This is a genomic window from Tundrisphaera macrotermitis, from assembly GCF_051175315.1.
Lineage (GTDB): Bacteria > Planctomycetota > Planctomycetia > Isosphaerales > Isosphaeraceae > Tundrisphaera.
In genome coordinates this window covers 340537-353104 of sequence record NZ_CP195100.1, presented here as the reverse complement: position 1 = coordinate 353104, position 12568 = coordinate 340537, and the positions used below count along the sequence as shown (strand labels likewise).

The window sequence follows — 12568 nt, the reverse complement described above, 5'->3', positions numbered from 1 at the left end:
CGTGATCGGGTCAGGGGAGGTAGCGGAATTCGGCGGAGCCCAGCAACGCCTGGCAGAAGCCGGCCCAGGCGGCGGCCCGGGGGCTGTTGGCGCGGATCACTTCCTCGACGATCGGGGCGTCCACGTTGATGACCTCGTCCGGGTCGATCGGCGGGGCGGGCTTCTTGTTGTCGCCAGACTTGGTCGTGTCCTCGGCGGGGGCCGGCTTGACGTCGGCGACGGCGACCACCGTCGGGGCCGGCTCGGGCTCATTGGCAGCGGCGGACTCGAAGTCGGCCAGGAAGGCGCGGGCCCGCTCGACCTCGCCCGAGTTCGCCGATCGGCCGACCACGAGCCGATAGGCCAGGTCCACCCGGCCATCGTCGTCGAGGTCGGAGCGATCCAGGAGGCGCCCGGCCAGGGCCAGCGACTGCTTGCGAACCAGGGGGTCATTCATGAGGTAGAGGGCCTGGGTCGCCACGGTGGTCACGTCGCGGCGGCCGGTGACCATCCCCTGCTCGGCGAAGTCGAAGACCTCCAGCGCGGTCGGGGTGATCCCCCGGACCAGAGGCAAGTAGACGCCCCGGTGCCGGCTCGACCGGGCTGCATCGGCCAGCCCTCGGGCCAGGGCCCCGTTGTTGGGCAGCTCGATCACCTTCAAGTCTTTGGCCGGCGATGCAGGCGGCCGGGACGGGTCGAGGGTGCCGGCGGCCATCAGGGTCGCGTCGCGGATCTCCTCGGCGTCGAGCCGGCGCGGGGCATGCCGCCAGATCAGGCGGTTGGACGGGTCGGCCTCCAGGTGGGCCGGGGTGGCCTCGGTTCCCAGCTGATAGGCCCGGCTCAGCACCAGGGCACGGACCAGCCGCTTGACCGACCAGCCGTCACGGACGAACCGGTTGGCCAGGTGATCGAGCAGTTCCGGATGGGTGGGCGGGTCGCCGGTGACGCCGTAGTTGTCCACGCTGGCGGCCAGCCCGCGGCCGAACAGGTGTTGCCAGACCCGGTTGGCCATGACCCGGGAAGTGAGCGGGTTGTCGGGCCGGGTCAGCCATTGCGCCAGTTCCAGGCGGCCGCTATGGGCCGGGTCGATGCCGGGCGCGTCGGGAAGATTGAGGACGCCGAGGAAGCCGCGCGGGACGATCGGGCCGAGCTTTTCGGCCTCGCCCCGGAGGCGGATCTCGGTGTCGGCCGGCTGCCCCGAGTCGCGGACCCCGAGGGCCACCGGGCCGTGGAGCGACGGGTCGGTCAGGTCGGCGAGCGCCGCCTGGGCCTTGAGCATCTTCTGGCGGAACGGGAACTGGGCGGGGCGTCCGTTGGCGGCGATCTTCAGGCCCTCGGGCGTCCCCCGGATCGCCTCGAACTCCTTGCGGGCGGCCTCATACGCCTTCTTCGCCTCGGCGACCTTCGCCTCGTGATCCTCGCCTTTGGGGCCGGCCGAGTCGCCGAGCGGGATCAGCATGGCCGGGTCGTAATAGTCGAGCCCGCCGCCGCCCATCTTGTTGCGGACCCCGGCGCAGAGGTCGGTGCTGCGGAAGATGCCCGCCAGGGCGTAGTAGTCGGCCGTGGGGATCGGGTCGAACTTGTGGTCGTGGCACCGGGCGCAACTGACGGTCAGGCCCAGGACCGACCGCGAGACCGTGTCGATCTGCTCGTCGACGTTGTCCATCAGGAACCGGACCTTGAACCGCTGGTTCACGTCCTTGACCCCGAGGGCCAGGAACCCGGTAGCCACCTGCTGCTCCTGCCGACGCTCGGGCGTCTCGGCGGGGAGGAGGTCGCCGGCCACCTGCTCGCGGATGAACCGGTCATAGGGCTTGTCGGCGTTGAAGGCATCGATGACGTAGTCGCGATACCGCCAGGCGTGGGGGAAGGGGATGTTCCGCGACGAGCCGGTCGACTCGCCATAGCGGGCGACGTCGAGCCAGTGCCGGCCCCAGCGTTCTCCGAAGGCCGGCGAGGCCAGCAGGCGATCCACGACCGAGGCGAAAGCATCGGGCGATCCGTCGGCGAAGAACGCGGAGATGGCCTCGGGGGTCGGGGGCAGGCCGGTCAGGTCGAAGGTCGCGCGGCGGATCAGGGCGGCCCGGCCGGCGTCGGCGACCGGCGGCAGTCCGGCCGCTTCGAGCTTCGCCAGCAGGAACACATCGATCGGGTCGCGAGCCCACGACGCATCCCGGACCGGGGGGACGGCCGGGTCGGCCAGAGGCTGCCAGGCCCAATGCTCGCGTCGGAGCTTGTCGTAGGCCTCGTTGGGCTTGTTGACGGCGACCGCCGCCGTCTCCTGGGGCCACGCGGCGCCGTCGGCGATCCAGCGGGCGAGGTCGGCGACCTGTTCATCGCTCAGTTGCTTCTTGGGCGGCATCTGGGGGACGCCGTCGGCGTGGCGGACGGCCTGGATCAGCAGGCTCTCGTCGGGCGATCCGGGGACCACCGCCGCCCCGCCGCTGCCGCCCACCAGGAGGCCAACGCGGTCGTCGACCCGCAGGCCGCCCTTGGCGTTGGTGTTGGCGGAGTGGCAGTTATAGCAGTTGTCGACCAGGACCGGCCGGACCTTCCTCTCGAAGAATTCCAGGGCCGCCGGGTCGGGCGTGGCCGGCGAGGTGGCCGGCTCGGCCCCCACCGCCGGCAATGCGGCGGAGAGCAGAAGGGAAGCGATCGGCGCAAGGGCACGCGGGCGGGCGAACATGGGCTCGGGCTCCGGTATGGGTTGGGCGATCATCCGAGACGGGGCGGGGACGATCGCCCCGCCCGCGTCGCATCGACGGTTCAGAATGCGTCCGCCGAGATGATCTCGCCCTGGCGGGTCGACCCGAGGGCCCAGATCGTCTGCTGGTTGGTCGAATCCTTGAGGAACCGGACCGAGCCGTCGAGCAAGAGGGCGTTGGCACCGCCGGGGTGGAAGCTGCTCAGGCCGAAGACGCCGGGGTTCTGGATGCCGCTGGCCGCCGCGTTGCAGTTCGGGTACGGGGCATTGGGCGGGAGCAGGACATTGCCCTGCGAGTAGCCCATCAGGCCGAACGACCAGGCCTCCCCCAGGGTGGGCGTCTTGCCCATCCGGCCGCCGCCCGACCGATACAGCTCGCCGCACTGTTCCAGCCACGGCTTGAAGCTCGAGACCAGGGTCGGGTGCGGCATGTTCAGCGTGCCGTTGTTCCGCGCCGTGCCGGCGGGGAAGCTGCCGACGAAGATCACGTCCTGGATTGATCGGGTCCCCTGGACGCCGGAGCCGATCTTCCATTCGCCGAAGCCGATGGTGTTGCTGGTGCCGTCGGCGACGTCGCGGAGCCCGGTGGCCGACCCCTTCGAGCCGAGGTAGGGGAACGGCCCGTTGGGCGGCCCCTTGTCCTGCTGCATGGCGAATTCCAGCGTCGAACCGACCGACGCGAAGTAGCTGTTGCCCGGCGCCTTGTACTGGCCCAGCGGGGCCGTCGCCCCCTGAAAGTTCCAGTTGGCCCCGGGGCTCGACGGGCACAGGAAGACGCTCAACTGGGCCGTGGTCACCGTCGTGTTCATCGCGATGCCGTTGGACTCGTTGAACACGGCCACCGAGAAGTTCAGGGCGTTGAACAACGCCGCCTGCTCCAGGTGGTTGAGCATCCGGCTGACGGCGCTCGGCCCCTGGTTGTTGATGATGGTCGAGGTCAGGTTGCCGCCGGGGTACAGGCCGAGCGCCCCGGGCGGGAAGCAGTTGTTGGCGCTTTCATAATTGTGAAGCGCCAGGCCGATCTGCTTGAGATTGCTGGTGCACTGGATCCGCCGGGCCGCCTCTCGGGCCGCCTGCACGGCGGGCAGGAGCAGGGCGATCAGCACCGCGATGATCGCGATCACCACCAGCAGTTCGATGAGGGTGAAGCCTCGCCGGCACGTCGATGCGCAAGGGGTGGGATTCGAGGAGGAGAGGGCGGCGGGGAAGAAGGCGGGGGCCTGGATCGGCCGAACATCCTGTTTCGAGGCGGGCATGCAAGCGCTCCGACGAATCGGCGATGGCCTCCGGTGGGACCGGTCGGCGGGTCGCTGGTTTCGAAGAATCGGTGCGCCTCCCGGATGACGGGTCGGCAGTGAGTCTGATGCGGGGGCATCCGGCCGCGATCAGCGGAGCCGGAGCTTCTCCACCCGGTCGATCTGGACGATGACCCCGTCCTGGACGACCACCCGGACCTCGCCGAACCGCAGGCCCTTGACCGCGCGGCGGATCTGCTCCAGTTCCTGGTCGCCCGGGCTCGGCGTCCGGGCGGCCCGGTCGTCCTCGGCGTCGTCCGCTCGGCTGGTCATGGCGAAACTCCTCGCGGGTCCGGAGGGGCTGGCCCCTGGCTTCTGCGAACATTAAAGCGGCCCTTCCGCCGCCGGTCAAGCCAATAATCGACATTCTCGATCGGACTGATCAGGTATTCTTCCCGCTGGCGGGTGGATCCGTCGAAAAGGCCCGGCCCCGATGCGACGGTTCGCATCGGGGCCGGGCCTCGGCGGGATCTCCGATCTCGGGCTGGGGGCGGGCCGGGCTCAGGCCGTCTGGGCCCCCGGCTTGCCGGATTCGACGGCGAACGAGGCGCGGAGGACGGCGGGCTGGTCCGGCTTGGTCACGTCCTCGACCACGACGTAGTCGCTCTGCCACGACGCGGGCGTGACGGTGCAGCGGACGTAGCCGCGCTGGGCGTTGAAGAACTTGACGCAGGGGTTCTCGGCCCGGAGCGTCTCGGCGGCCTTGAGGTTCTGCGAGCCGTTGCCGCCGCTGCTGATCGAGGTGCCGACGAACTCGGTGGCCACGACCGGGTCTTCGGCCCGACGGTCGTCGACGCGGAGGTCGTTGACCCAGTTGCTGTGGATGTCCCCGGTCAGGACGACCGGGTTGGGGACCTTGCGCTCGGCGATCCAGCGCATCAGCTCCATCCGCTCGTGATAGGCGCTGGGCCACTGGTCCATCGAGAAGTGGCGCTCGTCGCCGGGGGTGCGGTCGACCAGGCCCATCATGACCTGCTGGGCCAGGACGTTCCAGTTGGACTGGGATTGGAGGAGCGACGCCTTGAGCCAGCCGTTCTGCTTCGCGCCCAGGAGGGTGTTCCTGGGGTCGAGCGCGGCCGCATTCAGGTCGACCTTGGTGTCGTTGTTGGGCTGGTCGGTGCGGTACTGGCGGGTGTCCAGCACGAGGAACTCGGCGAGGCGGCCGTACGTCGCCTTGCGATAGAGCTGCATCTCCGGGCCGCGGGGCAGGGAGCGGCGGCGGAGCGGCATCGCCTCGTAATAGGCCTGGTAGGCGTTCGCCCGCCGGGCCAGCCAGGCGACCGGGTCTTCCTTGAGATCCTGGGGGATCGTGCCGGCGTAGTTGTTCTCGACCTCGTGGTCGTCCCACGTCACCAGCCACGGGCACTGGGCATGGACGGCGCGGAGCAGGGGGTCGGTCTTGTACTGGGCGTGGCGGGCCCGATACTCCTCCAGGCTCTCGATCTCCTTGGTGCCGGAGTGGGTGCGGAGCTTGCTGTTCTTGCCCGGCCCGCCCTCGTAGATGTAGTCGCCCAGGTGGACCACCAGGTCGAGTTCGTCCTTGGCCATGTGTTGATAGGCGGTGAACAGGCCCGACTCGTAGTGCTGGCACGAGGCGAACGCGAACCGGAGCTTGTCGGGCAGGGCCGAGGGCTCCGGCAGGGTGCGGGTCCGCGCGATCGGGGTCTCGGCATCGCCGGACCGGAAGCGATACCAGTACCAGCGGTCGGGCTTCAGCCCTTCGACCTCGACGTGGACCGAGTGGCCGAGCTGGGGCGTGGCGAGGGCCGTGCCCGAGCGGACCACGCCCTTCATCGCCTCGTCCTCGGCGATCTCCCAGCTCACCGCGACGGGCGCGGCCGGCATCCCGCCGCCGGGCTCCAGGGGCGAAGGGGCCAGGCGGGTCCACAGGACGAAGCCGGTGTTGTCCGGGTCGCCCGACGCCACGCCCAGGGTGAAGGGGTCGGACGCGAACGACGGGGCCCGCAGCACCGAGCCCTGCACCCGCCCCGCCAGCCAGGGCAGGGCCGCCAGCGCCGAGGCCTGGGCCAGGAACGCCCGCCGCCCGATCCGCCCTTCCTTCCTCACGGACTCATGGATCGCCGTCAAATCCAGCATCGAAACCACTCCCCGAGATCGACCATCGGATCGCGATCCGCACACCCCTCGCCGGGCGGATCGCACCGGGTCATTGTGTCGGATCGAGGCGGCGAAGGCCAGGAATTCACCGGGGATTCGCCGACCTTTCACCCGACCTTGCGAAGACGCCGGGGCCCGGACGGGGGGCCCGCCCACCTTCCGGGTCTCATGCTCATGGATGGGGCGGAGGCCCCCGAGGAACCGCCGCGCCGGGACGGTTGGATTAGAGTCGCCCCTCGGCCCGGGCCGATAGAGCAGGGGAGGACGGGCGAGCCATCGGTCTCGCGGCGAAGGATTCGAATCCCCGGAGGGGATGGCGATGGTCGGTCGAGACCCGGGCAGGGCATTGCGAAGATCGCGGCGACAGGTCCCCCAGGTCGAGGGGTTGGACCGGCGCGAGTTGATGGCGGTCGGCGGGATCGCCCAGTCCCTCGGCCCCTACGTCGGCCCGGCGAAATCCGGCCCCCGGGTCATCCGGCCGGCCGTGGTCGTGAACGCGCACGACTCGGTGCAGCAGCTGCTCGCCTCGATCCTCGGCCCCGGGCTCGACCGGGTCCAGGCCCGCGGCGAGGCGGCGGGGCAATCTCCGGCCGCCGTGCTCAGGAAGCAGGTGCTCGGCCAGCCGTTCGTGCATTCGGTCCTCGCCAACGGGGATACCTACCTCCTGTTCCGGACCCCGGCGTTCAACGGCCTGATCGGCTCGCAGCAGATCTCGGGCATGACCGCCACCTCGCCCACCGCGACGGATCAGGCCGGCACGGCCTCGCCCACGCCCACGACCCCGGGCACGACCACCCCGGCCGCGACGCCGAACGCCACCACGTCGGCCACGGCGCAATCGGTCGCGTTCAGCATCCCGGATCAGGCGACGATCCAGTCGATGAACGGGCCGACGAGCATCGTCCTGGTGGCCGCCTCGGGGGGGGTGCCCGGCTTCTACGCGGAGGTCCCGACCGCGAGCATCCGCGTGCTGGAGAGCGGCCCGACGATCCGGGGCTCGGTCCTGATCCCGACCACTTCGATCCCGGCGGGTTTCCCCACGCCCGACACCACGTTCCTGTCCAACGGGACGTTCTCGGCGACCTATGCGGCGACGGGGCCGTTGCTGGAGGAGATCCTCGACTCCGGCGCGGCCGGGGTCGCGCCCAATGCCCCCAAGTCGGTCCCCGGCCTGCGGCTCGCGCCGTTCCTGAAGCGCAACAAGGTCTTCCCGAACGCGGCCGCGAGGAAGGACCTGTTCCAGGGCTTCCGACTGGCCGTCCAGCGGAACGTCTTCACCCTGAACGACGCCCAGCAGACGCGGGTCAGCGACGGGCTGGACCAGTTTACGCAGCGGGTGCAGGGGATGGTCGCGGGCGGTGAGTTCGCGCCGGCCATCCCGCTCGCGCCCCCGCCCTTGCCGACGAAGGCGCTGGCGGGCACGCTGTCCGTGTCGGCCGGGGTGGTCCGCCAACTGGTCCGGGTGGACCCCGGCGTCGCGGGCCTGCCGTTGGCCGGCCTGGGGAATTTCCCCGGCCGGCTCGATGTCGGCTACGTCGTCGACCGCGCCGGGAATTACGGGATCCTCCTGACGATCCGGGGCGCCCTGAAGAACGCCAACCCCGGCCTGAGGCCCGGCAACATCGCCGGGGGCGACGTCCGGGTCGAGGTGTCGAACGCGACGAACATCGAGGCGCTGGGCGGCCGTCGGCTGATCGAGGGGGTCCAGAACGGGGCCTTCGTCTCGACCGACCTCGAATCGTCGCGGACCGAGTCCGGCATCGTCACGTTCTCGGCGTCGGCGGGCAACGGCTTCGGCGTCGAGTACGGCACCGGGGTCGGCTACAGCACCGTGATCCCGCTGGGCAACGTCTACTCGCTGATCCCGTCGGCCCCGCTCCGCTGACCGTCGGCGACGATCAGCGGGCCTGGCGAGGCGCCTTGCCGCCCCGCCCCGCCGCCCGGCGAGGTTGGGGGACCTGCCGGGTCACGACCCGGGTCACGTAGGGGCCGCCGGGGCGGCCGTTCGCATCGCCGTCGAGCAGGTTCCCGGCAAGGTCCGAGACGCCGACGCCGGCGCCCTCGACATCGGTGGCCTGGTTGATCATCAGCCGCAAGGCCGCCTTCTTGTGGATCGGGCGGGCCAGCAGCAGGGTCACGACCCGCCCGCTCGAGTCGAGCGAGGCCGATGCGATGCCGAGCAGGAGGTCATCGCGGGTCCCCAGGCGACCGTCCCGCCCGGCGTACCGCACGCTGTACCCGTAATTCAACAGGTCGATCGCGCGAGCTGGGTCGAGCGGCTCGTCGAACGCGATGATGACCGCCGCGACCCCGAGCTTGCCGGCGACCGCCCGGGCCGACACGACCTTCGGCGCGGTCCGGTCGGTGGTGTCGTCGATGATCGAGAGGATGGCCGAACTCGGCGGCACCAGGGTCGCACCTCCGGTCGGGTTGGCCAGGTTCAGGATCACCGTCTCGACCCCTTCGACCTCCGGGTTGAGCAGGATCTGGATCCTGACCGAGGCTTCATCCTTGTCGGGGTCGAAGGTCACCGTTGTCGAGACGGGCAGGTAATCGACCCCCGCCCGCGCCGTGCCATCGGACGTGGAGAAGTAGACGGTCGCCGACGAGCCGATGGCCCCGGATCGCTTCAACTTGATCGTCGCGAACATCCCATCTTCGGAGACCGTGTAGTTGGCCGCACTGAAGCTGATGGTGGTCGGCCGTTCGACCCGGGCGCCCGAGAACTCCGAAGTATTGCCGAACCGGTCGGTCGCCGTCGCCGTGACCTGCTGGCCGGGTGCGAGCGCCACCGGGATCTGGGCCGAGAAGTTGGCTAAGCCGGAGGCGTCGGTCGAGACGAAGGCCTCGCCCAGGTAGATGTCCCCCTCGCCCGACCCGCTCGGGTCGGGCGGCATCACGGCGAAGAACTGGATCCGATAGGTCGTGTTCGCGTCACGACCCACCGTCCCCGATACGGTCGTGACATTGGTGCGGACGTCCACGGAGTCCAGCGAGGGGGCCGGCTGGGAGAGGTTGCCGCCGAGCAGGCGGATCCCGAGTCCTCCGTTCAGGAAGATCCGATTGGTGAGGATCGAGTTGCGGGAGGAAGGTGCGACGACCCGGACGCCGTCCCGGCGGTTGAAGGCGATCGCGTTGCCTTCCGCGACCGAAGGGCCGCCGATGGTGTTCTCGGAAGCCCCATCGATGGCCCGCACGCCATCCAGCACATTGCCCAGCGCCAGGCTGCCCGAGGCATCGGTGCCGATGAAGTTGCCCTGGATCAGGTTGTTGAACGTAAACAGGCCTTCAAGCGTCACCCCCGCGATGTTGGCCGAGATGACGTTTCGGCCGGCAGTTGAAACCCCGCCGATGGTGTTCGCCGACGCGGCGTTGGTGACGAGCACGCCATCCAGTTCATTGCCCAGCGGCAGGGTGCCCGAGGCGTCGGTGCCGATGAAGTTGCCCTGGACCAGATTGCCCGTCGTGAGCCCGCCGGTGAGCGTCATCCCCCAATGATTGCCGGAGATCAGGTTGCGAGCGGATTCCGCCGTCCCGCCGATCGTATTCCCCGGAGCATTTTCGATCCGGACCCCTTCCAGCGAGTTGCCGACCGGTAGCGTCCCCGAGAAGTCGGTGCCGATGCGGTTGCCCTGGACCAGATTGCCCGACGCCATCGCCCCGATGATGAGGATGCCGACATTGTTGCCGGAGATGACCTGCGATCCCGCGGCATCGCCCAGGACCAGGTTGCCCGACGCCCCATCGATCCGGATGCCTTCCTGAGCGTTGCCGAGATCGAAGGAGCCGGCCGCTTCGGTCCCGATCTTGTTGCCCAGGACGAGGTTGCCCGTCGCACCCGGGCCGGACAGCAGCACGCCTCGCAGGTTGGCGGAGATCACATTGTTGGGGCCGACGGTGTTGTCGGGCGCGGCGAGGACCACCCCTTCCAGGCTGTTGCCCAGCGCCGCATTGCCCGCCACCGTGACCCCGATATTGTTCCCGGTCACGAGGTTCCCGACCGCATTCGCGCCGGAGACCCGGATGCCGGCCCCTTCGTTGGCCGTGATCACGTTCCGATCGCGGTCCGAGGATCCGCCGATCCGGTTGTCGCCCGCGTTCTCGATCCGGACCCCGTCGCCCAGGTTCCCGGTGTCGGGCGACCCGAAGCGGGACCCGCCCCCCGGCGGGGCGCCGACGAAGTTCCCGATGATATTGACCCGGGTGGACGCCGGGCCAGTTGGCGGCCCGACGACGTGGACCCCGTCGCCGACATTCGCCGAGATCAGGTTGCTGTCCACCGTGGTGCTCGACGAGGTGTCGGATCCCGAAGACTTGATCAGGATGCCCTCCGCACCATTGCGCGCGATCGAGAACAGGCCGTTGGTCGTCGGGCCGGCCACGCCGATCTGGTTCCCGGCGATCAGGTTGCCCACGGCGCCGACGAGCACCGAGACGCCCTGGAGGCCGTTGCCGCCGATGATGTTGGCCTCCTGCGGTGCCAGCCCACCGACCGTCGCATTCGAAGCGGTCAGCAGAACCCCCTGGGCCCCGTTGCCCAGGCCATCCAGGTACGCCGCCGCGGCGCCTTCGAGCGGCTCGCCCGTGCCTGGATCGACCGGGTAGAGATAATGCTGACCGATCGAATTCCCCTGGATCAGCACGCCCACGGCGTCCGGATCCGAGACCGAGACCCCTACGCCAATCTCATCGATGGGCAGGTCGCGGCCGAATCCGTCGATGATCAGGCCACGGAGGATGCTGTGCGAGGCGCGGATATCGAACCCCACCATGGCGCCGGCCTGGCTCCCATCCACGATGACCCGGAGGATGGCATTATTGCCCGACTTCGCGGCGATCGTGCTGGCGGACGAGGAGATCTGGATCGGGTCGGGCGACGACTGGTCCGGATATCGGTAGGGGACGGGGTAATTGGCCTGGGTCAGCCCGTCGATGGTCACCTGATCGGAGAGCGAGGGCAGGGGGGAGGCGAGACTGATCCGCCACGTCTGCGTGGTCGGCTCGAAGCCAGGGACGGGGACGTCCAGGTTGGCTGCCGTGGACGCGGGGATCGCGAAGACGATGTTGTCGGCGCCGGGCCGGGCATTGGCTAATAGGATTGCCTCGCGGAGCGATAGATTCTGGCGGTCAAATAACTCGGGGTCGGGCGGCAGTAATAAAGGATCGGCGGTCCTCCTCACCGTGAAGGTCGCCAGTAGCTGCCGCGATTCCAGCCGCTCCAGGGACGCACGGAAGGGCTGGTGCCTGCGATTTCGGCCTGGGCTCCGCATCGTCCGGTCCTCCGTGGGCGCCGATGGAGAGATCGGGCCTGCCATGCCCGTCCGAGCCACACCAAATCGGGCACCACCCCTCTTCGGGGAAGATACACCACGGGGCATCGCCGGGCCGGGGTCGGGGCGCCGAGCGTCAGGCGATCGCATCAGTTGTGAGGATTTAAGCCGGGATGCCGCGGGCGAGCAGGTGCATCCCGGGGGCGGGTCCGTTGCCCCCTACCCCCCGGAGAAGCGATTTCCATATAATCGGGCGGACAGAGACCAAGGGGGAGGGCGGATGACCAGCAGCAGTTATAACTTGACCCATCTGAAGGTGCTCGAGGCCGAGAGCATCCACATCATCCGCGAGGTCGCCGCCGAGTTCGAGCGTCCGGTGATGCTCTACTCGATCGGCAAGGACTCCGCCGTCATGCTGCGGCTGGCGCAGAAGGCGTTCCACCCCGGACGACTGCCCTTCCCGCTCCTGCACGTCGACACGACCTGGAAGTTCCGGGAGATGATCGAGTTCCGCGACCGGTTCTGCCGCGAGCAGGGGCTCGACCTCAAGATCTGGATCAACCCGGAAGGGAAGGCCCAGAACATCAACCCGTTCGATCATGGGTCGAAGAAGCACACCGACATCATGAAGACGGCGGCGCTGAAGCAGGCGCTGAACGAATACCAGTTCGACGCGGCGTTCGGCGGGGCCCGACGCGACGAGGAGAAGAGCCGGGCCAAGGAGCGGGTCTACAGCTTCCGCGACCGCCTCCACCAGTGGGACCCGAAGAACCAGCGGCCGGAGTTGTGGAACCTCTACAACAGCAAGGTGAGCAAGGGGGAGAGCATCCGCGCCTTCCCGCTGAGCAACTGGACCGAGCTGGACGTCTGGCAGTACATCCACCTGGAAGATATCCCGATCGTGCCGCTCTACTTCGCCGCCGAGCGCCCGGTGGTGGAGCGAGACGGCACGCTGATCATGGTGGACGACGAGCGGATGCGGCAGCGGCTGCGGCCCGGCGAGGTGCCGATGATGAAGCGGGTCCGATTCCGCACGCTGGGCTGCTACCCGCTGACCGGGGCGGTCGAGAGCGACGCGACGACCCTGCCGGAGATCATCGAGGAGATGCTGCTGGCCAAGAACTCCGAGCGGCAGGGCCGGGTGATCGACCACGACGAGACGGGGTCGATGGAGCAGAAGAAGCGCGAGGGGTATTTCTGAG

7 protein-coding genes are annotated in these 12568 nt (G+C 69.3%); 2 read left to right on the top strand and 5 right to left on the bottom strand.

Annotated elements, in window-relative coordinates:
* Nucleotides 1–10: 10 nt before the first annotated feature.
* From TA3x_RS01435 to TA3x_RS01420, 4 genes are all read right to left on the bottom strand, one after another.
* Nucleotides 11–2665, bottom strand: a complete 2655-nt coding sequence (locus TA3x_RS01435; RefSeq protein ID WP_435018323.1) for a DUF1549 domain-containing protein — start codon at nt 2663–2665, stop codon at nt 11–13.
* A gap of 80 nt (nt 2666–2745) precedes the next feature.
* Nucleotides 2746–3939: a DUF1559 domain-containing protein gene (locus TA3x_RS01430; protein WP_435018322.1), complete on the bottom strand. Its 1194-nt coding sequence runs from the start codon at nt 3937–3939 to the stop codon at nt 2746–2748.
* 129 nt (nt 3940–4068) lie between these two features.
* The gene (locus TA3x_RS01425) at nt 4069–4251 is read right to left on the bottom strand and encodes a YezD family protein (protein WP_435018321.1); all 183 of its coding nucleotides are present in this window, start codon (nt 4249–4251) and stop codon (nt 4069–4071) included.
* Nucleotides 4252–4479: 228 nt separating this feature from the next.
* Entirely contained in the window at nt 4480–6075 is a 1596-nt protein-coding gene (locus tag TA3x_RS01420) for an alkaline phosphatase D family protein (protein WP_435018320.1), read from the bottom strand.
* Between the two features lie 340 nt (nt 6076–6415).
* Between TA3x_RS01420 and TA3x_RS01415 the strand changes: the two genes are divergently transcribed.
* Entirely contained in the window at nt 6416–7981 is a 1566-nt protein-coding gene (locus TA3x_RS01415; RefSeq protein ID WP_435018319.1) for a hypothetical protein, read from the top strand.
* Nucleotides 7982–7994: 13 nt separating this feature from the next.
* On the opposite strand, the gene TA3x_RS01410 is transcribed toward TA3x_RS01415, so the two are convergent.
* Nucleotides 7995–11366, bottom strand: coding sequence for a Calx-beta domain-containing protein (locus tag TA3x_RS01410; RefSeq protein ID WP_435018318.1), 3372 nt, complete (start codon nt 11364–11366; stop codon nt 7995–7997).
* A 280-nt stretch (nt 11367–11646) separates the two neighbouring features.
* On the opposite strand from TA3x_RS01410, the gene cysD reads away from it, so the two are divergent.
* Nucleotides 11647–12567, top strand: a complete 921-nt coding sequence (gene cysD, locus TA3x_RS01405) for a sulfate adenylyltransferase subunit CysD (protein WP_435018317.1) — start codon at nt 11647–11649, stop codon at nt 12565–12567.
* Nucleotide 12568: the final 1 nt, after the last annotated feature.

Bases quoted from the DNA above. Each gene is read 5' to 3' on its own strand.
- TA3x_RS01435 (WP_435018323.1), bottom strand. From the start codon at position 2,665: ATGTTCGCCCGCCCGCGTGCCCTTGCGCCGATCGCTTCCCTTCTGCTC.
- TA3x_RS01430 (WP_435018322.1), bottom strand. From the start codon at position 3,939: ATGCCCGCCTCGAAACAGGATGTTCGGCCGATCCAGGCCCCCGCCTTC.
- TA3x_RS01425 (WP_435018321.1), bottom strand. From the start codon at position 4,251: ATGACCAGCCGAGCGGACGACGCCGAGGACGACCGGGCCGCCCGGACG.
- TA3x_RS01420 (WP_435018320.1), bottom strand. From the start codon at position 6,075: ATGCTGGATTTGACGGCGATCCATGAGTCCGTGAGGAAGGAAGGGCGG.
- TA3x_RS01415 (WP_435018319.1), top strand. From the start codon at position 6,416: ATGGTCGGTCGAGACCCGGGCAGGGCATTGCGAAGATCGCGGCGACAG.
- TA3x_RS01410 (WP_435018318.1), bottom strand. From the start codon at position 11,366: ATGCGGAGCCCAGGCCGAAATCGCAGGCACCAGCCCTTCCGTGCGTCC.
- cysD (WP_435018317.1), top strand. From the start codon at position 11,647: ATGACCAGCAGCAGTTATAACTTGACCCATCTGAAGGTGCTCGAGGCC.